This is a genomic window from Comamonas aquatica (genome assembly GCF_018064205.1).
Lineage (GTDB): Bacteria > Pseudomonadota > Gammaproteobacteria > Burkholderiales > Burkholderiaceae_C > Comamonas > Comamonas aquatica.
This window is the reverse complement of sequence record NZ_CP072916.1, coordinates 3175941-3196829: the sequence shown is the minus strand read 5'-3', so window position 1 is coordinate 3196829 and position 20889 is coordinate 3175941. Positions and strand designations below refer to the sequence as shown.

Here is a 20889-nt window from a genome sequence, read left to right as displayed (position 1 = left end):
GAACTTCAGAAAACGGTTGGCAATCCGACTCCGTGTTAACCGAACGCTACAAAATTCGACAAAGCACGCAGGTATCATCCCTATCCCATGCTTGAGCAACGAATCCAACAGCATTTCATTGACAGCGCCGACCTGAAGTACCAGTCCGCGCAGTCCTTGAGTGCGCCCATTTCGGCGGCCGTCCAGGCCTTGCTGGCCTGCATCACCGGCGGTGGAAAAATCCTGGCCTGTGGCGCTGGCGTGTCGGCCAGCCAGGCCCAGATGTTTGCCAGCCTGTGCGTCAGCGGCTTTGAGCGCGACCGTCCCGAGCTGGCGGCCGTGGCCCTGTCGGCCGACAGCGGCTTTCTGGCCTCGGTGTCCGGCGCAGCGGGTCTGTCCACCCACTACCTGGCGCGCCAGGTGCGGGCCCTGGGGCAGGCCAGCGATGTGCTGCTGGCCATTTCCATCACCGGCAACGACCACAGCCTGCTGGAAGCCGTGGAGGCCGCGCACGAGCGCGACATGATGGTGGTCGTGCTGACGGGCCACACCGGTGGTGCACTGGCCGCGCGCATGCGCGAGACCGATGTGCTGATCTGTGTGCCCCATGAACGCCCCGCACGTGTGCGGGAAACGCACGATCTGGTGCTGCACTGCCTGTGCGACGGGGTGGATACCCAATTGCTGGGCGAACAGGAGATGTGATGAAACGAGGATGGTGCCGTACAGGCTTGACCTTGGTGGCTGCCGGCGTGCTGGCTGGCAGCTTGACCGCCTGCGTCCCGCTGCTGCTGGGCGGCGGCGCGGTGACGACGGCCCTGGTGGCGTCGGATCGCCGCACCTCGGGCATGTACCTGGAGGACGAGCGGATCGAGCAAAGCGCGGCGGCCAAGCTGCGTGAAACGCTGAAGGAAGGGACACGCGCCAGCGTGACCAGCTTCAACCGCCTGGCGCTGGTGACGGGCGAGGTGCGCTCCGAGGCAGAAAAGGCCGAGGTCGGCCGCACCGTGGCCAGCGTGGAAAACGTGCGCAACGTGGTCAACGAGGTCGAGGTGGTGCCCTTCATTTCCTCCATCGGCCAGCGCAGCCGCGACACGCTCCTGACCAGCCAGGTGAAGGCCAGCCTCATCGATGCCAAGGATCTGCAGGCCAACACCATCAAGGTGGTGACGGAAATGAACGTGGTCTACCTGATGGGCATCGTCACCCCCCGCGAGGCCCAGCGTGCCGCCGAGATCGCCCGTGGCGTGAACAATGTGCGCAAGGTGGTGCGCGTGTTCGAGAACATTTCGGAGCAAGAGCTGGCCAGCTACAACACGCGCCAGCAGCCGGCACCGGTGGTGCAGGACCCCGCCGCGAAGTGAGCGCGTGGCCTGACCTCATAAAAAAGCCCGGCACTGCCGGGCTTTTTTGTGGAGCGCCAGGGATCACAGGATGCGGAAGTGCTCGGTACCCGCCGCCAGGTCGGTGTTGTGGGCACGTTTGCTGTGCAGCTTGATCTGCAGGCGCAGGTCGTTCACCGAGTCGGCGTTGCGCAGCGCATCCTCGTACATGACGGCGCCGCTTTCGTAGAGGTCGAACAGCGACTGGTCGAAGGTCTGCATGCCCAGCTCGCGACTTTTCTTCATGATTTCCTTGATTTCCACCACGTCGCCCTTGGCGATCAGGTCCGAGATCAGTGGGGTGTTGAGCATCACCTCCAGCGCGGCCACACGGCCCTGGCCGCCTTCTTTGGGCAGCAGGCGCTGCGAGATCATGGCGCGCAGGTTCAGCGACAGGTCCATCAGCAGTTGCTCGCGGCGCTCTTCCGGGAAGAAGTTGACGATGCGGTCCAGCGCCTGGTTGGCACTGTTGGCGTGCAGCGTGGCCAGGCACAGGTGGCCGGTTTCGGAGAACACGATGGCGTGCTCCATGGTTTCACGGTCGCGGATTTCGCCCATCAGGATCACGTCGGGCGCCTGGCGCAGCGAGTTCTTGAGTGCCGCTTCCCAGCTGTCGGTGTCCAGACCCACTTCGCGCTGGGTGATGATGCAGTTCTTGTGGGGGTGCACGAATTCGATGGGGTCTTCCACCGTGACGATGTGCCCTTCGGAGTGTTCGTTGCGCCAGTCCACCATGGCCGCCAGCGAGGTCGACTTGCCCGACCCGGTGGCCCCCACAAAGATGCACAGGCCGCGCTTGGTCATGGCCACTTCCTTCAGCACCTGGGGCAGGCCCATGCCGTCGATGGTGGGGATGTCGGCCGGAATGGTCCGCAGCACCATACCCACGCGGCCCTGCTGGATGAAGGCGTTGACGCGAAAACGCCCGATGCCGGCGGGTGAGATGGCGAAGTTGCACTCCTTGGTGCGCTCGAATTCAGCCACCTGCTTGTCGCTCATGATGGAGCGTGCCAGCATCAGGGTGTGCGTGGGCACCAGCGGCTGGTCCATCAGCCGTGTGACCTTGCCGTCGACCTTGATGGCGGGCGGAAATTCGGCGGTGATGAACAGGTCGCTGCCCTTGCGCGCCACCATCAGCTTGAGGAGGTCATTGATGAATTTGCTGGCCTGATCGCGTTCCATGTCGCTCTTTCTGATGTACAGCGTTTAGCCGGGGAAGTTGTCCGGCGATTTGGCCTTGCCGCGCGCCTCGGCGGCGCTGATGACGTTGCGGCGCACCAGCTCGGTCAGGTTCTGGTCCAGGGTCTGCATGCCGACATTGCTGCCGGTCTGGATGGCGGAGTACATCTGGGCCACCTTGGCTTCGCGGATCAGGTTGCGGATGGCGCTGGTGCCCAGCATGATTTCGTGCGCCGCCACCCGGCCGTTGCCGTCCTTGGTCTTGCACAGCGTCTGCGAGATCACCGCCTGCAGGGACTCGGACAGCATGGCGCGCACCATTTCCTTTTCCTCGGCCGGAAACACGTCGATGATACGGTCGATGGTCTTGGCGGCGCTGGAGGTGTGCAGGGTGCCGAACACCAGGTGGCCGGTTTCGGCGGCCGTCATCGCCAGGCGGATGGTTTCCAGGTCACGCATTTCACCGACCAGGATGCAGTCCGGGTCTTCACGCAGCGCCGAACGCAGGGCCGCGGCAAAGGAGTGCGTCATCGGACCGACTTCGCGCTGGTTGACCAGGCATTTCTTGGAGTTGTGCACGAATTCGATGGGGTCTTCCACCGTCAGGATGTGGCCGTGCTCGCTGTTGTTGAGGTGGTCGACCATGGCCGCCAGCGTGGTCGACTTGCCCGAGCCGGTGGGGCCGGTGACCAGCACCAGCCCGCGCGGCTTGAGCGCCAGGTCGGCCAGAATTTTGGGTGCGTTCAGCTCTTCCAGCGTAAGCACCTTGCTGGGAATCGTGCGGAACACGGCGGCCGCACCGCGGTACTGGTTGAAGGCGTTGACACGGAAACGCGCCAGCCCGGCGATCTCGAATGAGAAGTCCACCTCCAGGTTTTCTTCGTAGGCCTTGCGCTGGCCGTCGTTCATGATGTCGTAGACCATGGCGTGCACCTGCTTGTGGTCCAGCGGCTCGACATTGATGCGGCGCACGTCGCCGTGCACGCGGATCATGGGCGGCAACCCGGCGGACAGGTGCAGGTCCGACGCCTTGTTCTTCACGCTGAAAGCCAGCAGGGTGGTGATGTCCACGGTAGTTCTCCCTCTCGCAAGCCGCATCCGGGGGCGGATGTCCCGGATCCGGGTTCCGGCTTGTATGGTTTGGTACGCTCGCAAAGATTATGACCACGATTGCCAGCAAGCTTCAAAGCGTATACGCACAGATTGGCGACGCATGCCAAAAGTGCGGCAGACAGCCCACAGAGGTGGCGTTGCTCGCCGTCTCCAAAACGTTTCCGGCCGAGGCCGTGCGCGAAGCCGCGCTGGCGGGCCAGCGGGCGTTTGGCGAAAACTACATCCAGGAGGCCGTGGACAAGATGGCGGCCGTGCGCGCCATGGCCGATGTGCCCGCGCTGCAATGGCACTGCATCGGCCCCATCCAGAGCAACAAGACCCGGCTGGTGGCCGAGCACTTCGACTGGGCCCACACCGTGGACCGCGACAAGATCGCCCAGCGCCTGAACGACCAGCGCCCCGACGGGCTGGCGCCGCTGCAGGTGTGCATCCAGGTGAATGTCGATGGCGGCACCAGCAAGTCCGGCTGTAGCCCCGACGAAGCGGTGGCCCTGGCCCGGGTGATTGCCGGAATGCCCCGCTTGTGCCTGCGCGGGGTGATGAGCATTCCCGACCCCCAGGCCGACGACGCCGCCATGCTGGCCGTGCACCGGCAGGTGGTGGCCGTGTTTGCGCGCATCCGGGACAGCGTGCCGGGCCTGGTGCAGTGGGACACCATCAGCCTGGGCATGACGGCGGACATGCACACCGCGATTGCGGCGGGCAGCACCCTGGTGCGCGTGGGCAGCGGCATCTTCGGCGCGCGCGACTACCGTCCGCAGGCCTGACGCGGCCTGGCCGGTGCGCGGCCGTATAACGTGTATACAGTTTGTGTGAACCCGCTCGCCGCCCGGCGACCTGCGTGCTAAGCTGGATCGGCTGTGCGCGTGCACGGGGTGCCGCGCGAATCGGAGGCGGTCTGGCCGGCATGTGCGCCTAACCACAATTCGGAGAAAACATGCCCGGACTTTTGCCTGAAATCGATCCAGACGGCCTGCTGGAATTCTCGGTGGTCTACACCGACCGCGCCTTGAACCACATGTCCCAGCGCTTTGCCGGCGTGATGCAGGACATCCTGGGCACGCTCAAGGAGGTCTACCACGCCCACACGGCTGTGCTGGTGCCGGGCAGCGGCACCTTCGGCATGGAGGCCGTGGCGCGCCAGTTTGCCAACGGGCAGAAGGTGCTGATCGTGCGCAACGGCTGGTTCAGCTACCGCTGGACGCAGATTTTCGAGGTCGGCAACTTCGGCCTGGGCGGTGGCGCCGTGGTCTGCAAGGCGCGCAAGCAGGGGGCCGGCAGCCAGGATCCGTGGGCGCCATGCGCCGCGCAAGACGTGGCCGCGACCATCCGCGCTGAAAAGCCCAAGGTGGTGTTTGCCCCGCACGTGGAAACCGCCAGCGGCATCCTGCTGCCCGATGACTACATCCGCACCATCAGCGATGCGGCGCACGAGGTGGGCGCCCTGATGGTGCTGGACTGCGTGGCCTCCGGTGCGATGTGGGTGGACATGGTCAAGACCGGCGTGGACGTGCTGATCAGCGCGCCGCAAAAAGGCTGGAGCAGCTCGCCCTGCTGCGCCATGGTGATGCTGTCCGAGCGCGCCCGCCAGGCCATCGACGGCACGCAAAGCTCCAGCTTCTCCTGCGACCTGAAGAAGTGGATGCAGATTGCCGAGGGCTACGAGAAGGGCCAGCACGCCTACCACACCACCATGCCGACCGATGCGCTGGTGCGCCTGCGCGACGTGATGCTGGAGACCCGTGCCTATGGGTTCGACAAGGTGCGCCAGGAGCAGATCGAGCTGGGCGCCCAGGTGCGCGCCCTGCTGGAGTCGCGCGGCTTTCCCAGCGTGGCCGCCGAAGGCTTCAAGGCCCCGGGCGTGGTCGTCAGCTACACCACCGATCCCGGCATCCAGAGCGGCAAGAAATTCCTGGCCGTCGGGTTGCAGACCGCGTCCGGCGTGCCCTTGCAGTGCGATGAAGGCGCGGATTTCCAGACCTTCCGCATCGGCCTGTTCGGCCTGGAGAAGTGGCACCACGTGGACCGCACCGTGGCCCACCTGAGCGCGGCGCTGGATGCCATTGGCGTGCCTGCGGCGCAGGCATGATGGCGTTTTGACGCAAAGGAATGCCATGAAACATTGGATCTGTGTGGCCGCAACCAGCCTGCTGGCGCTGGGCAGCGCGCATGCCGCGGCGGAAACCACGGCCAGCGGCCTGGTCTATGAAACCATCACCGTGGGCACGGGCGCCCAGCCCGCGCCCACCGACACCGTGCGCGTGCACTACCGTGGCTGGTTCCCGGAAACGGGCAAGGAGTTCGACAGCTCCATCGCCCGCGGGCAGCCGGCGGAATTTCCGCTGAACCGCGTCATCCCCTGCTGGACCGAGGGTGTGCAGAAGATGAAGGTCGGCGGCAAGGCCAAGCTGGTGTGCCCGCCGTCCATCGCCTACGGCAGCCGCGGCGCCGGTGGTGCGATCCCGCCGAATGCCACGCTGCACTTCGAGGTGGAGCTGCTGGGCGTGAAGGGCAAATAAGCGCCCTGCAAAATCAATAGCTGCTAGCGCTCGTCAAACAAGAGTTTCAGCATCCAAACCAGCTGAAGTGTTTGTTTGTCTTGCACAAGCAGCTATTTTTTATGCATGGATGCACGCAAAAAGGGGAGGCTTGGCCTCCCTTTTCTTGTTGTTTGCAGATTGTCTTGCTTAAAACTCGTAGGTGCCTGATACCCACAGGCGGCGGCCTTCCTGAGGGTTGCGGTAGCGGTTGCTGTAGGCAGTTGTCGCACCGTTCTGGTATGCGCCGTAGTCCACAAAGTTTTTGTTGAACAGGTTGTAGATGGCGGCGTTTAGTGTGAATTGAGGTGTCGCACGGTAGCTGCCTCCAATGTGAAACTGGGCGTAGGCTTTGTAGTCACCCAGGGCTCGGGTGGCTGCATCCGTGGCAGGATTGCCGCGGTAGCGTTCGCTGCGGTATTCGGCGCGTGCCCATGCATTCCATTGCGCGGTGGGCTTCCAGTCCAAGCGCAGATTGAGGGCGTGTTTGGGCGTATCGGTCAGAGGCAGACCCGCGCTGGCACCGCTCTTTTGTTCACTCTTGGTGTAGGTGTAGTTGGCGTTGGTGCTCCATGCTTGATTGATGGTGTAACGCCCTGTCAATTCAATGCCACGTGTCACAGCGCTGTCGATGTTGATCGATTGGCCGAACTCTTCAATAGTAGGCCAGTTGCCGACATTCACGCAGCCGGGCTGGTTGGGGCTGACTGCCCAGGAACAGTTGGCGATGGGCTCGCCGGTGGCGATCTTGTCCTTGAATTTGTTGTGGAACAGAGTGATGCCGCCTGCAAAGCGCTGGTTAGCGTCGTCAAAGTGGATGCCCAGCTCTGTGCTGCGGCTGGTTTCTGGCTTGAGGTCAGGGCTGCCGATGAGTGGCAGTGCCCCCTGACGGCCAAAGCCGCTGATACCTGGTGTCAACTGTTCCAGCTTTGGGGTGCGGTATCCATTGCTCACGCCACCCTTGACAGTCCATTGCGGTGCAGCGGCCCAAACACCGTACACGCGGGGACTGACCTTGCTGCCAAACTCGCTGTGGTGGTCGTAGCGCGCGCCCAGTGTCAGTTTGAAGGTCTCGGCTAGGCTCCATTCATCTTCGGCAAATAGTGCTTTTTGGGTGAATTCCCATCTCCCCGCCGTGGAAACGCCGTCCACCATCTCTGCATCGATCCATTGCCCCCCCACCGTTGTCAGGTGGTTGCCCCAGGGGGTGACTAGCTTGGTGTCCAGCACCTTGCTGGTGGTCTCTAGCGTACGAGGCAGGCCTGCGCCAGGCAGGCCTGCACCGTTCAATGTCAGTGGGTTGATACGGCCAATGGTCTCCGTGGTGTTCGCCATATAGCTGGTGTCCCACACACCGAAGCTGTAGCGTCCGGTATGGGCCAAGCTCCATTGGTCGCGGTTGTACTTCTGTTCGGCAGCGTAGCCACCTACGGCGCCCAATGTGCCCATTTGGCCGCGTGAGTTGTCATAGGTCTGGCGGCCAGCTTCTATGTCCAAAATGATGTCGTGCTGGCGGTTAGGCGTCAAAGCCAAGCGTGCTCCGAAGGTGTTGATATCCGATTTGACGGGGTTGCTGCCCATCGTTGGAACAATCACCGCGCCGTTGTTATTGGTGTAGGTGATGTCTGCGGCTTCACGGTGCTGGGTGCTACCGCGCAGGGCCAAGCCCAGCAAATCTTGTTTTATCGGGCCGCTCAGATAGAACTTGCCGCCGTAGGTGTCACCAAAAGCGGATTCCTCTTGCAAGCTGCCATCCACGGTGATGGAGCCGCCCCAGGTCTTGCCGACCTTGCGGGTGATGATGTTGATCACGCCGCCCATGGCGTCGGAGCCGTACAGGGTGGACATCGGGCCACGGATGACCTCGATACGCTCGATGGCCGATACCGGGGGGATGAAGCTGGTTTGCGTGCCGCCAAAGTCGTTGGGTGCCACGTTGCCAGCTACGTTCTGGCGGCGGCCATCAATCAGGATCAGCGTGTAGTCGCTGGGCATGCCTCGAATACTGATATTGGGTCCGCCTGTCTTGTCGGTGCCCGCACCCACGTCCACGCCTTCTATATCTTCCAATGCTTGCGCTAGGTTGTTGACTCGTTTTTCTTCGAGTTTTTCGCGGGTGATGACGGTGATAGAAGCGGGTGCTTCCTTAATATCTTGCTCGAAGCCCGAGGCCGAGACCACGACTTCCGACAGGGACTGGGTCGATTCCTGGGCCACAGCCGAGGCGCAGGCTGCCGCCGCCAGGGCCAGCAGGGTGGGTTGGAGAAACAGTGCAGACGATTTTTTAGACATGGCGAAGCCTGCCAGCAGTGCCGGCATGGAAACGGTTGAAGGGAGTGCAGTGCGGCGCGGCACCGGTGGAATCGGTGCGGCCATGTCCTGTTATGAATTGTTATGGGGACGGTGTAGGGTGCCGATTATGACTTGTTGAATGCTAATGGTTCTCAGTGGTAAATGCTTTTTTGTTTTTCTGTCGCATGAAACCGACGCTGGGGACCGCTCCGTCCAGGGGGCATCAGCTCTGCGCCTACTTGCAATTGCTGGACTGGCGCCAGAGCTGGCGCGGCGGTCTGCCGTAGGCTGGCTGCAGCAAGGAGGGGAATGGCATGCCTGGGGACTGGAATCTCACCAACGATCTGCGCCGCGCCAAGTGGCAGGCGACGGGCTTGCTGCTGCTGGTCACCGCCGTGTTTGTGGCGACCCACTGGTTGCCGGCCACGCTGACCGTGCGCGGGGTCAAGGCCGTGGCCGAGGCCGCGATGGTGGGGGCCTTGGCCGACTGGTTTGCGGTGACGGCCTTGTTCCGGCGCATTCCCTTGCCCTGGCTGGGGCGCCATACCGCCATCATTGCGCGCAACAAGGACCGGATTGGCGAGAATCTGGCGGTCTTTGTGCGCGACAAGTTCCTGGACACGCCCTCGCTGCTGGCCCTGGTGCGCCAGCATGACCCCGCGCAGCAGCTGGCGCATTGGCTGGCTGCGCCGGCGCACCGCCAGTTGCTGGGGCAGCAGCTGGGCCGGGTGCTGGCCGGGGTGCTGGAGATGGTGCAGGACCGGCAGGTTGAGCGCTGGCTGACCCGCGCGCTGCGCAGCGTGCTGGCGCAGGTGGACATGGGGCAGTCGCTGGCCACACTGCTGGCAGCCCTGACGCACGAAGGCCGCCACCAGGTGGTGCTGGACGATGTGCTGCAGCGCCTGTCGTCCCTGCTGCGCCGGGAGCCGACGCGCCTGTTCATGGCGCAGACGATTGTGCAGTGGCTCAAGCGCGAACACCCGCTGAAGGAGAAGGTGCTGCCCAGCGACTGGCTGGGTGACAAGGGGGCCGATGTGCTGGCCGAGGCCCTGGACAGCGTATTGGCCGAGGTGGCCCAGGACCCCCAGCACCAGATGCGGCAGGCGTTCGACCGCAGTCTGGCGCACTTCATCCTGCGGCTGCGCAGCGATGCGGCCTACCAGGCGCGGGCCACGGAGCTGCGGGACTATCTGCTGCACGATGAGAACCTGGCCGGCTACCTGCACGCTTTGTGGAGCCGCACCCGCGCCAAGCTGCAGGCCGACCTGGCGAGCGAGCAGTCCTGGACGGTGCGCAAGCTGGCCGGCATGGGCCAGTGGCTGGGCCAGTCCCTGGCCCAGGATGCGGCGCTGCGCGCGTCCATGAATGCGCGGCTGGAGCGCTGGGCGCAGGCCCTGGCGCCGGATGTTTCGCAGTTCATCGCGCGCCACATCCAGGACACGGTGCAGCGCTGGGATGCGCAGGAGCTGTCCGCGCTGGTGGAGCAGCACATCGGCAAGGACCTGCAGTTCATCCGCATCAACGGCACCCTGGTGGGCGGGGCGGTGGGCTTGCTGCTGTTCCTCAGCGGTCTCTGGCTGGCGCCCTGAGCCGGTGCCGCCACCACAGCAGCGGCGCGTCAGGCGGGCACGGCGCTGCCGATGGTCTCCAGGGCCTGCAGGGCGGTGGGCGGCTGGCCCACGGTCATAGTGCGCAGGTAGGTGTTCAGCGGCGCCAGGGCCGCGGCCACCGACCCCGTGCCCGCCGGCAGCAGCACATGCAGCCAGCCGGCCCAGACCAAGACCTGCAGCAACTGGCTGATCAGGCCGGGCTGGTGCGCATACGCGGGCAAGCGCGCCAGTTCGGCATAGCTCGCGGCGCCGTGGCGCAGCGCGGTGATCAGCGGTGCCACCTGGGCCACTGGCAGGTGCACGGGGCCAATGCGGGTGTCCAGCACCAGCTCGCCCTGTGTCGGCGGCAACTCCCGCGGGGCGGCCGGCAGCAGGCCGATGCGCTGGCGCAGCAGTGCCTGGCGGTGCTCCTCACTGCGCAGGGCCAGGCCGGCCGGGTGCTGGCGCAGGTAGAGGTCGCGGCGCTGGTTCTGGTTGCGTGCCACGTCCTTGAAGGTTTCCAGCAGCGCGGGGCTGGCCCCCTGGCGCTGCAGGGCCTGGAAGGCGGGCAGCGACTGCCCGGGCAGGGAGACGGCATCCAGGTTCTCAAGCGGCGTGGCGCTGGCGGCGTAGTGGCAGTCCACGGCGTTCAGGTCGGCCATGACATCGGCCACGTGCAGCGAGTCCCAGTGCGGGTTGAGCAGTTCATGCGCCAGATAGTCCGCATCCAGCGCGGCCAGCCGATCGATCTCCTGGACCAGGCGCGGTTGCTCGCCAAAGTGCCCGAGCCCTTGCTGGGTCAGGTGCTGCAGCCAGGCGACACCGGCACGGGCCTTGTCGGCCGAGCTGCCGGGCAGGGGTTGTGTGGCCAGGTGCAGCAATTTCTGGGTGGCCGCCATGGCGCTGGAGCCTGGTTGGCTCATGTAGGCCAGGTACAGCACCCCACCGGGCAGCAGCCGTTGCTGCACCAGTTGCCGCAGGGCCTGGCGCTGCGGGGGCGCAATCCAGGAATAGACGCCGTGGCAGACCATGAAGTCGCAGGCCGGCAGGGCGGGCGGGGATTGTGTGGCCGCCGCAAAGTCCAGGCATTCGTAGTGCAGGTTGTGCACGCCCAGCGTTTGGGCACGGGCACGCGCCTGGGCAATCGCGGTGGGGTGGATGTCGATGCCGAGGAACTGGCCCTGGGGGTTGGTGGCGGCCGCAATCAGGGTGTTAAGGCCACTGCCGCAACCCAGGTCCAGGTAGGTGTAGGGGCGGGTCAGGTCGGGGCTTTTCAGGCCCATCGCGGTCAGCGTGGCGCACAGCCAGGCCGGCATGGTCTCGCGGTGGAAGTGGGCCGGATAGGGAACGTCGTGAACGTAGGCCGCATCGGTGCGGTCAGCGGGGTGGTGCATGGGGGCGGGCCGTGGCGCCGCACCACCCGGCGGTGGGCGGCGCCACGGGGAGGGCGGTTTAGAAGGACGCGGTGGCCGTCAGGTAGTAGGCACGACCGGGCTGGTTGTAGGTGTAGGCACCGGCGGAGCTGCCTTGCTTGCCCTTGCGCAGGAATTGCTTGTCGAGCAGGTTGTTGATGCCGGCGCCGATGCGCAGGCGCTTGCTGACGTCGTAATTCACACCCAGGCCGAACAGGGTGTGGGTGCCGATTTCCTCCACGCTGTCCACCGGCGTGCCGTTGGCCATCTGCGTGCGTGGCTTCTGGCGGCCATAGACCGTGGCCTTGAACTGCGCCGACCAGGCCTGGTTGACATGCCAGTCCAGGGTGCTGTTGATGGTGAACTTGGGAATCACGGACAGCGGCTGGTCGGTGTCCTTGCTGTGGTTCTTGTTCATCCAGGTGAAGTTGTTGATCAGCTTCAGCGTGCTGCCCGAACTGCCCAGCAGCGGGATGTTCAGATTGCCTTCCAGGCCTTCGACCACGGCCTTGCCGGCGTTGTTCCACTGGAAGTAGCGGTAGGTGCCCTGGTCGACCACGGCACCGGCGTTCATGTCCGCCACGATCTTGTTGCGGTAGTCGTTGCGGAAATAGGTCAGGCTGGACTCCCAGCCCTGGTGGTTGTTCCAGGCCACGCCCAGTTCCTTGTTGACGCTGATTTCCGCATCCAGGCTGGGGTTGCCCTGGATGTAGCAGGGGCCGGTCACGCCTGTGGGGCAGCCGTTGCCCATGGTGGTGTACCAGTAGTTGGCGTTGGACTGGTACAGGTTGGGGGTCTTGAACACGCGCGCGATGCCGCCCTTGACCGTCCAGTCGGACGACAGTTCATAGCTGGCGTTCAGGCTGGGGCTCCAGTTGTTGCCGAAGTCCTGGTGGTGGTCGAAGCGCAGGCCCGGTGTCAGGATGAAGGCCGGGCTGATCTCGATGTTGTCTTCGAGGTACAGGGCCAGCGACTTGGCCTGGCTCTTGGACGAGGCGGTGATGGGCCCCGTGGGCGCGTTCTGCTGTGTGGCGTTGGGGTCGTCCAGGCTCTGGTGGCGCACTTCCAGGCCGCTGGTCAGCATCTGGTTGAGGCCACCCAGTTTCAGCGGGGTGTTCAGCTCCCCGCTGAGGAAGTAGTTCTGCTGTTCGGATTCCACGAACGCGATGGGGGCCATGCAGCTGCCCTCGGGACCGCCAGCGGGGTTCTTCTTGCAGTTGCTGTTGCGCGTGTTCTCGTACTGAAGGATGACGCGCGACTTGCCCAGTTCCCCCAGGTTGGCACGGTGCGTGACCGAGGCCGTCTGGCGGTAGGTGCGGCGCAGTTCGGCCCCGTTCTCCGCCAGCTCCTTGATGATGGCGGTGTTCGTGGCGTTGGTGTTTTGCGGGACTTCGCCCACGTAGATGTTGCCCTGGCGGCTGAAACCGGCCTCGAACTCCAGCACCTGGTCGGGCGTCAGGTCCCAGCGCAGCAGGGCGTTCAGATCGCGGTTGCGGTTGCCTTCGCGGCCGGCGGCCAGCGGCAGGCCGTTGGCGTCCAGGCCGTTGATGCCGATGTCATCGCCCTCGGTCTTGGCGACGTTGCCGTACAGGCGGAAGGACAGGGCCTCGCCGATCGGACCGGTCAGGTTGAAGCCCAGGCGGTTGGAGCCGCCTTCCTGGCTGTCCTCGGGCTGCAGGTAGTAGGCCGTGACGGAGCCCGACAGCTGCTTCTGCGGCTTCTTGGTGATGATATTGACGACCCCCCCGGCTGCGCCCGAGCCATAGCGTGCAGCGGCCGGGCCGCGGATCACTTCGATGCGTTCGATCTGCTCGGCTGGCACCCAGTTGGTGTCACCGCGCGTGTCGCGCTCGCCGGTGCGGCGCATCTGTGCGGCCTCGCGCGACATCACGGGTTTGCCGTCGATCAGGATCATGGTGTTCTCGGGGCCCATGCCGCGCAGGTCGATCTGGCGTTGGTTGCCATAGGCACCGCTGGAGCCGGCGCCGGTCAGGTTGACGCCGGGCATGGTGCGGATGATTTCCGACAGGTCGTTGCTGACTGGGCTGCGGGCGATGTCCTCGGCCGTGATGATGGACGTGCCCAGTGCCTGGCGCGCCTCGTCTTCGGCGGTGCCGAGCACCCGGACTTCGGACAGCGTGGCGGCGGTGTCCGGGGCGGTGGTGCCTTGGGCAAAGACCAGGCTGTGGGCGGCCAGGGCCACGGCCGACAGCGCGAAGCGGCGCATTTTTTGGGAGGAAGATGGCATGGTTTGTAAAATATGTATTGAGATCAATTCTCATTACTATTCTATTTAACGATCAGGGTATCTCCCGAGTCCCCCTGCGGCCGTTGCCGATTTGTTGTGTATTTGTCACAGGCTGTGACGGTGCCAGGGCGGGTCGGCGGGCCTGTGAACAAGGAGTTGAAATGCTGGTTCTACAACGTCGTACCTGGGTGGCGGCCATGGTGGCAGGGCTGTCGGCCCCGCTGGCCTGGGCGGCGCCGTCCACGGTGCTGGTGCAGCATGCGCAGGGCGCCACGGCGGTGCCGCAGCGGCCCCAGCGCGTGGTGGTCTACGACCTGGCCACGCTGGACACCATGCAGGCACTGGGGATGGCGGTGCGCGGCGTGCCCCAGGCCCAGCTGCCGCCCTACCTGGCGGGCTATGCCGATGCGCGCTACACCGTGGCGGGCTCGCTGTTCGAGCCCGATTACGCCGCGCTGAGCCAGATCCGCCCCGATCTGATCATCGTCGGCGGCCGTTCCGCGGCCAAGTACGAGGCGCTGGGCAAGATCGCGCCGACGCTGGATTTCAGCGTGCGCGGCGACCACCTGCTGCAGGACATGGCGCGCAACATCACACAACTGGCCCAGCTGTCTGGCCAGCCGGCCCAGGGCCAGGCCTTGCTGGCGCGTCTGGAGCGCGAGGTGGGCGTAGTGCGCCACCTGGCGGCCCAGGCCGAGCCGGGTCTGCTGCTGATGGCGGTGAACGAGCGCATCCTGCCGAACGCCCCGGGCTCGCGCTTCGGCTTCCTGTTCGATGTGCTGGGGGCCCGCTCGGCGCTCCGCGCCCAGGACCTGCCGGCGCGCGGCACGGTGTACGACTTTGACGCGGTGGCCCGGCTCGACCCGGCGTGGATCTATGTGATCGACCGCAACGCGGCCACCGGCTCGGCGCCCTCATCCCGTCGCAGCAGGTGTTCGACAACGCCCAGGTGCGCGGCACGCAGGCCGGCCGCAAGGGCCAGGTGGTGTTTCTGGACCCCAAGGGCTGGTACCTGCTGGGCAGTGCCGGCCCGACCGCCTTGCTGGGCAATCTGGCGCAGCTGCAACAGGTCTACCGTGCTGCAGGCCTGCGTTGACCGGCAGGCTTAGAAAATGAGAGCGTCTGGCGCCCATCTTTCAAGCCTTTAACGGTATTTGATGCCTAAAAGCAAAGAGCACCCTGCGCGGGGTGCTCTTTTTTTATGCAGCGCAGGGCGTCAGGCGCCGTCTGCGTCGGGCGCCTGGGTTTGCAGCAGGTGCTCGCCGATCTGCTTCCAGGCCTTGGCCGCGTCGTGCTCGCCGGCAAAGTGGTGGCAGCTGGCGGCCGTCATGGCGACACGGCCGTTGTCCGGGTCCAGGTCGAAGGCCTGCTCGCACTGTGCGGCGGCGTTGGACCACATCACCAGGGCGTTGGCCGAGCCTTCCTTTTGCAGCGCCAGGGCCTCGGCCATCCATGCCTGGGCCAGGCGGAAGGCCGCTTCGGCGTGGTCGGGTTCGGCCTTGTGGGCGTGGAAGAAGTGCTGGCCGGCCTGCTGCCACAGGGCGCGGGCCTGCTGGAAGTCGACGGTCGCGGCCTGCTGGGCCCGGGCGACCAGGGCGTTGCCGGATTGCAGGTGTTCTTCAAAGCTTGCTTCAGTCATGGGTGCGGCACGGCGGTCTGCGTCAAAGCCCGCATTGTGGCGCGATGCGGGTAGGCGCGTGCGGCACCCGGCTTCTGCCGCCGGGCGCCGCCGCGCTCAGGCCATCTGGCTGATGGTCTTGCGAAAGCGCGCCAGCGACAGCGCAAACAGCACGCTGCCGATGGCGGCCAGCGCCAGGAAGGGCTTCCACACCACCTCCAGCCCGGCGCCGCGGTAGAGGATGGCCTGGCCCAGCTCGACGAAGTGCGTGGTCGGCGCCAGCAGCATGATGTCCTGCACCAACTGGGGCATGGACTCGCGCGGCGTCATGCCGCCCGACAGCAGCTGCAGCGGCAGCAGCGTCAGCACCATCAGCAGGCCGAACTGCGGCATGGAGCGTGCCACCGTGGCCATGAAGATGCCCATGGCCGTGGTGGCGAACAGGCACAGCGCCGCGCCGGCCATGAACAGCGGGATGCTGCCCTCGATCGGCACCTGCAGAAAGCCGCGCACCACCAGGTTCAGCGACACCCCGGCCGCCACCAGCACCACGGCGCCCATGGACCAGACCTTGGCCAGCATGATCTCGGTGGGCGTGACCGGCATCACCAGCAGGTGCTCGATGGTGCCGTGCTCGCGCTCGCGGATCAGGGCCGCACCGGTCAGGATGATGGACAGCAGGGTCACGTTGTTGATGATCTGCATCAGCCCGCCGAACCAGATCTTGTTCAGCGACGGGTTGAAGCGCGCGCGCAGCTCCAGCTCCACCGGCAGCGTGCTGGCGCTGCGGTGGCGCTGGGTGAATTCGTTGATCTCGGCCAGCACGATCTGCTGGATGTAGCCGCTGCCCGAGAACGCCTGGCTCATGCGCGTGGCGTCCACGTTCAGCTGCAGCTCGGCCTTCCTGCCGGCCAGCACGTCGCGCTGGAAGCCGGGTGGAATGGTGAGCGCGAAGGTGAAGGTGCCTGCGTCCATGCCGGGGTCCACCTGCTGCCAGTCCAGCATCTGCGGCGGCATGAACTGCGGCGGGTAGAAGGCCGAGGCAATGCGCGCCGACAGCGGCGACTGGTCCTGGTCGACGATGGCGATGGGCGCGTGGTGCAGCGTCTCGGGCATGGCCGAGGCGGCGGTGTAGACCGAGGCGGTGAAGGTGTAGACGATGAGCACCAGCATCACCGGGTCGCGCCACAGGCTCCACAGTTCCTTCACGCCCAGGCGCCAGATGTTTTTCAAGCTATGCAGCATGGCAGTTTCCCCAATGCTTGACGGATGCCGAAGCGCCGTTTTGTGGTGGCCTTGGTAAGTGATTCGTGCGGGTGCGCCCAGACAGCGCTGCAGGCTTGGTTGCGGGCCCTGGCCATCCCCCAGTACTGTCTGCGGGCCCACGCCGCGCCTGCAGCGCTGTCTGGGCGTTGTGGCGCGCGAACGGAGCCCCGCTGCGCTGCGCGGGCTCGCTCTGGCAGGCATGCCACATACCAGAGGCATTGCGCAGAAGCTGCCGCCATGCAGTGCAGGCATGCCGCATACCGAGACCCCTTGCGCCAGGGACACCGCGCAAGGGCCGCCCCGCCGCGCGGGTGTCGTCCCCCTCCGGCGAAGCCAGAGAGGGGGAAGGCGCGAAGCGACTCAGGGGGAGATTCGTCATTTCTCTTGCTTGGGCAAGGCCCAGATGGCGATGCCCATGATCACGGGAATGGCCAGCAGCAGCGGCAGGTAGGCGCTGGTCAGCTCGTGCAGGCCCAGGGCCTTGCTGAACACGCCGCGGCTGATGGCGAACATGTGGGTGGCGGGGTAGATCTCGCCGATCCAGCGGCCCGCGCCTTCCAGCGAGCTGACCGGGTCGGTCAGGCCCGAGAACTGCGTGGCCGGGATCAGCGTGCCCAGCATGGCGAAGAACAGCGCCGCGATCTGGCTGCGCGTGACGGCCGAGGCCAGCAGGCCCATGCCGGTGGCGATGACGGCAAACAGCAGGGCCGCCAGCGTCAGCGCCATGAAGCTGCCGGTCATGGGCACGCCGAAGGCGAACACCGCCATGGCGCACATCAGCAGGTAGTTGAGCAGCGCCAGGGCCACATAGGGCAGTTGCTTGCCCAGCAGGAACTCCAGCCGCGTGACCGGCGTGACGTAGAGGTTGACGATGGAGCCCAGCTCCTTCTCGCGCACCACGGCCAGGGCCGTCAGCATGGCCGGGAACATCAGCAGCAGCATGGGGATGACGGCGGGCACCATGGCGGGCAGGCTCTTCACATCGGGGTTGTAGCGAAAGCGCGTCTCGATCGCCACCTGGCTGCCCATGCGCAGGCCGGTGCGCTCGCGCACCTGCTGCACCAGCCAGTATTGGTGGATGCCTTGCACATAGCCCTTCACGGTCTCGCCGCGCTGGGGCATGGCGCCGTCGAACCAGGCGCCCACGGCCACCGGGCGGCCGCGCAGCACGTCGCGGCCAAAGCCGGGCGGGATCTCGATGGCCAGCGACAGCTCGCCGCTTTTCATGCGCCGGTCCAGCTCTTCGTAGCTGTGCAGCGGCGGCTGCTCGACGAAGTAGCGCGAGCCCGACAGGCTTTGCGTGTAGCTCTGGCTCAGCGTGCTCTGGTCGCGGTCCAGCACGGCAAAGCGCAGGTCTTCCACGTCCATGCTGATGCCGAAGCCGATCACCACCATCAGCACCAGCGAGCCGGCCAGCGCCATGGTGGCGCGCACCGGGTCGCGCTGCAGCTCCAGGGTTTCGCGCCACAGATAGCTCCACAGCCGCTGCAGGCTGAAGCGGGCGGGGCGTGCAGCTTCAGAAGCAGGAGCGGTTGGCGCTGATTGAACAAGGCTTTCCGATGGTTTTGTGCCTGAAGTTGGCGTGGAGCTTGCGCTGGCTGCTTCGGGTTTTGCGTCCAGGTCCGGTGCGGCCTCGCCCGAGGCTTCGACCAGGTAGCCGATGAAGGCCTCCTCCAGCGTGGCCGCGCCGCGCTTGGCGACCAGGGCGGCGGGCGTGTCGCTGTCCAGCACCTTGCCGGCGTGCATCATCGACATGCGGTCGCAGCGCGCGGCCTCGTTCATGAAGTGGGTGGAGATGAAGATGGTCACCTGGTCGCGGCGCGACAGCTCCACCAGCAGGCGCCAGAACTGGTCGCGCGCCACCGGGTCCACGCCCGAGGTGGGCTCGTCCAGGATCAGCAGCTCGGGCCGGTGCACCATGGCCACGGCCAGCGACAGGCGCTGGCGCAGTCCCAGCGGCAGGCGCTCGGGCAGCTCGCGGCGCTCGGCGGTCAGGCCAAAGCGCTCCAGCATCTCCTGCACGCGCGCCTGCACCTCGGCCTCGGGCACGTGGAACAGCTGGGCGTGCAGCACCAGGTTCTGCTCCACCGTCAGCTCGCCGTACAGCGAGAACGCCTGCGACATGTAGCCCACGCGCCGGCGCGTGGCGATGTCATTGGGGTTCACCGCGTTGCCGAACAGCCAGGCCTGGCCTGCGCTGGCGGGCATCAGCCCGGTCAGCATCTTCATGGTGGTGGACTTGCCGCAGCCGTTGGAGCCGAGGAAGCCGAAGATCTCGCCGCGGCGGATGCGGAAGTTCACATGGTCCACGGCGACAAAGTCGCCAAAGCGCATGGTCAGGTCCTGGGCCTCGATGGCGATGTCCTGGTCGTCGGCCTGCAGCGGCGGGATCTGCACCGCGGCATGGCCGCGCTTCTTGGCTTCGGGCAGCAGGGCGATGAAGGCCGCCTCCAGCGACTGCGTGGCGGTGCGTGCCAGCAGCTCGGCCGGTGTGCCGGTGTCCAGCACCAGACCATCGTCCATGGCCACCAGCCAGTCAAAGCGTTGGGCCTCGTCCATATAGGCCGTGGCCACCAGCACGCTCATGTGCGGGCGGGTGCTGCGGATGCGGCGGATCAGGTCCCAGAACTGGGCGCGCGCCAGCGGGTCCACGCCGGTGGTGGGTTCGTCCAGGATCAGCAGGTCGGGGTCGTGGATCAGTGCGCAGCACAGGCCCAGCTTCTGCTTCATGCCGCCCGACAGCTTGCCGGCCGGGCGGGCCAGGAATTTCTTCAGCCCGGTGCTCTGCGTCAGGTCGTCGATGCGGGCGCGGCGCTCGGCCGCGTCATGGCCGAACAGGCGGGCGAAGAACTGCAGGTTCTCCTCGACCGACAGCGTGGGATAGAGGTTCTTGCCCAGCCCCTGGGGCATGTAGGCGATGCGCGGGCACACGGCCTCGCGGTGCGCCTGGCTGCGCATGTCACCGCCCAGGGCCCAGACCTGGCCGTCCTGCACCGCGCGGGCACCGGCCAGCAGCGACAGCAGGCTGGACTTGCCCACGCCGTCCGGTCCGATCAGGCCGACCATGCCGCCGGCGGGAATCTCCAGCGTGATGCCGCGCAGCGCCTCGGTGCGGCCATAGCGCAGGCGCACGTCCTGCAGCTGGGCCACCGCGGGGCGGGAAGGGGGGGGCGCCACTGTCATGCGCGCTTACTCCGGCAGCTTCACTTGCAGGTGGGCGGGCCACTGGGCGCCAGGCTCGGCCAGCACCCAGGCCTGGCCGGGTAGGCCGGTCTTCACCTGGCTCAGGTGCTTTTGCAGCAGCTGCGGGTCGATCTGCGCTTTGACGCGGAACATCAGCTTCTGGCGTTCGCTGGCGGTCTCCACGGTCTTGGGCGTGAACTGGGCGGTGCTGGCCACGAAGCTGACCTTGGCGGGGATCACCCACTGCGGCGCGGCGTCCAGCACGATGCGCACCTCGGCGCCCAGGGCCACGCGGCCGGCCACGGTCTCGGGCAGGAAGAAGCCCATGTACACGTCCGACAGGTCCACCAGGTTCAGCAGCTTGCCGCCGGCCCCCAGCACCTCGCCGGGCTGGGCCAGGCGGAATTGCACCCGCCCGTCGCGCGGGGCGGTCAGCGTGCTGTCGTCGAGTTCGGCATCGATGCGCTGCACGGTGGCCGCGGCGGCGGTCACGGCCGAGACCGAGCCGGTGACCTGGGCCTTGGCCGCCTCGATGGCCGCCTTGGCGGCCGCCGCCTGGGCCTGTGTGGCCTTCAGTGCGGCCTGGGCGCTGCGCATGCGGGCGCGGTCGTCGTCCAGTTCCTGCACGGCGCTGGCGCCTTCCTTGGCCAGGGTTTCGGAGCGCGCCAGGCGGCGCTGGGCGGCGTCCAGCTCGGCCTCGCGCTGGGTCACCAGGGCCAGGGCGGCGGCGTGGTCGCTTTCGCGCAGCGCCACCTGGGCGCGGGCGGCGGCCACGTTGTGCTCGGCCCGGTCCTTGCCGGCCACGGCCTCGGCATGCTGGGCCTGAAGGGTGTGGATCTGCATGCGCGCCAGCGGTTCGCCGGCTTTCACGAAGGCGCCTTCGGTGACCAGGATCTCTTCAACCCGGCCGCCGAGCTTGGTGGCGACGTCGATCTCCGTGGCTTCGATGCGGCCGTTGCCGCTGGCCAGGCCGGCATCGACCTGGCTGGCCTGCCATTGCTGCCAGGCATAGCCAGCGGCCAGCAGCAGGGCCGCGGCCATCGCGACGGTGGTGAGGGTCTTGCGGGTGGTGGGTGCGATGGGCATGGTGG

Annotated in this window: 16 protein-coding genes; 7 read left to right on the top strand and 9 right to left on the bottom strand. The window is 66.2% G+C overall.

Annotated elements, in window-relative coordinates:
- Positions 1-87: 87 nt before the first annotated feature.
- Positions 88-684 (top strand): SIS domain-containing protein, encoded by a 597-nt coding sequence (locus KAQ61_RS15005; RefSeq protein ID WP_210929698.1) that lies wholly within the window; start codon positions 88-90, stop codon positions 682-684.
- Positions 684-1343: a BON domain-containing protein gene (locus tag KAQ61_RS15000; RefSeq protein WP_042417405.1), complete on the top strand. Its 660-nt coding sequence runs from the start codon at positions 684-686 to the stop codon at positions 1341-1343. Before KAQ61_RS15005 ends, KAQ61_RS15000 begins: the two co-directional genes overlap by 1 nt.
- A gap of 63 nt (positions 1344-1406) precedes the next feature.
- Here KAQ61_RS15000 and KAQ61_RS14995 read toward each other — a convergent pair whose 3' ends face one another.
- Positions 1407-2543: a PilT/PilU family type 4a pilus ATPase gene (locus KAQ61_RS14995; protein WP_154164176.1), complete on the bottom strand. Its 1137-nt coding sequence runs from the start codon at positions 2541-2543 to the stop codon at positions 1407-1409.
- Positions 2544-2567: 24 nt separating this feature from the next.
- Positions 2568-3611 (bottom strand): type IV pilus twitching motility protein PilT, encoded by a 1044-nt coding sequence (locus tag KAQ61_RS14990; RefSeq protein ID WP_043383872.1) that lies wholly within the window; start codon positions 3609-3611, stop codon positions 2568-2570.
- An 89-nt stretch (positions 3612-3700) separates the two neighbouring features.
- Here KAQ61_RS14990 and KAQ61_RS14985 point away from each other — a divergent pair, with 89 nt between their 5' ends.
- From KAQ61_RS14985 to KAQ61_RS14975, 3 genes are all read left to right on the top strand, one after another.
- Complete coding sequence (locus tag KAQ61_RS14985; protein WP_210929697.1) at positions 3701-4420, top strand: YggS family pyridoxal phosphate-dependent enzyme; 720 nt, start codon at positions 3701-3703, stop codon at positions 4418-4420.
- A 170-nt stretch (positions 4421-4590) separates the two neighbouring features.
- Complete coding sequence (locus tag KAQ61_RS14980; RefSeq protein WP_210929696.1) at positions 4591-5742, top strand: aminotransferase class V-fold PLP-dependent enzyme; 1152 nt, start codon at positions 4591-4593, stop codon at positions 5740-5742.
- A 25-nt stretch (positions 5743-5767) separates the two neighbouring features.
- Positions 5768-6172 carry an FKBP-type peptidyl-prolyl cis-trans isomerase gene (locus KAQ61_RS14975; protein WP_210929695.1) on the top strand — a complete coding sequence of 135 codons (405 nt, stop codon included), beginning with the start codon at positions 5768-5770 and terminating at the stop codon, positions 6170-6172.
- 168 nt (positions 6173-6340) lie between these two features.
- On the opposite strand, the gene KAQ61_RS14970 is transcribed toward KAQ61_RS14975, so the two are convergent.
- Positions 6341-8482, bottom strand: a complete 2142-nt coding sequence (locus KAQ61_RS14970; protein ID WP_244983095.1) for a TonB-dependent receptor domain-containing protein — start codon at positions 8480-8482, stop codon at positions 6341-6343.
- Positions 8483-8796: 314 nt separating this feature from the next.
- Here KAQ61_RS14970 and KAQ61_RS14965 point away from each other — a divergent pair, with 314 nt between their 5' ends.
- Positions 8797-10071, top strand: coding sequence for a DUF445 domain-containing protein (locus tag KAQ61_RS14965; RefSeq protein WP_210929694.1), 1275 nt, complete (start codon positions 8797-8799; stop codon positions 10069-10071).
- Positions 10072-10100: 29 nt separating this feature from the next.
- On the opposite strand, the gene KAQ61_RS14960 is transcribed toward KAQ61_RS14965, so the two are convergent.
- Together KAQ61_RS14960 and KAQ61_RS14955 are read right to left on the bottom strand one after the other, a co-directional pair.
- On the bottom strand, positions 10101-11465 hold the full coding sequence (locus KAQ61_RS14960) for a class I SAM-dependent methyltransferase (protein ID WP_210929693.1): 1365 nt from the start codon (positions 11463-11465) through the stop codon (positions 10101-10103).
- A gap of 58 nt (positions 11466-11523) precedes the next feature.
- Positions 11524-13731, bottom strand: coding sequence for a FepA family TonB-dependent siderophore receptor (locus KAQ61_RS14955; protein WP_210929692.1), 2208 nt, complete (start codon positions 13729-13731; stop codon positions 11524-11526).
- Between the two features lie 161 nt (positions 13732-13892).
- Between KAQ61_RS14955 and KAQ61_RS14950 the strand changes: the two genes are divergently transcribed.
- Positions 13893-14840 (top strand): siderophore ABC transporter substrate-binding protein, encoded by a 948-nt coding sequence (locus tag KAQ61_RS14950; RefSeq protein ID WP_244982910.1) that lies wholly within the window; start codon positions 13893-13895, stop codon positions 14838-14840.
- 107 nt (positions 14841-14947) lie between these two features.
- Here KAQ61_RS14950 and KAQ61_RS14945 read toward each other — a convergent pair whose 3' ends face one another.
- The 4 genes from KAQ61_RS14945 to KAQ61_RS14930 all read right to left on the bottom strand — a co-directional run bounded on the left by KAQ61_RS14945 (position 14948) and on the right by KAQ61_RS14930 (position 20884).
- Positions 14948-15370 carry a hypothetical protein gene (locus tag KAQ61_RS14945; protein ID WP_210929691.1) on the bottom strand — a complete coding sequence of 141 codons (423 nt, stop codon included), beginning with the start codon at positions 15368-15370 and terminating at the stop codon, positions 14948-14950.
- Between the two features lie 96 nt (positions 15371-15466).
- A complete protein-coding gene (locus tag KAQ61_RS14940; RefSeq protein WP_154164167.1) occupies positions 15467-16594 on the bottom strand; it encodes an ABC transporter permease in 1128 nt (375 codons plus the stop codon).
- 396 nt (positions 16595-16990) lie between these two features.
- Positions 16991-19798, bottom strand: coding sequence for a ribosome-associated ATPase/putative transporter RbbA (gene rbbA / locus KAQ61_RS14935; protein WP_210929690.1), 2808 nt, complete (start codon positions 19796-19798; stop codon positions 16991-16993).
- Between the two features lie 6 nt (positions 19799-19804).
- A complete protein-coding gene (locus KAQ61_RS14930; RefSeq protein WP_210929689.1) occupies positions 19805-20884 on the bottom strand; it encodes an HlyD family secretion protein in 1080 nt (359 codons plus the stop codon).
- Positions 20885-20889 lie beyond the last annotated feature (5 nt).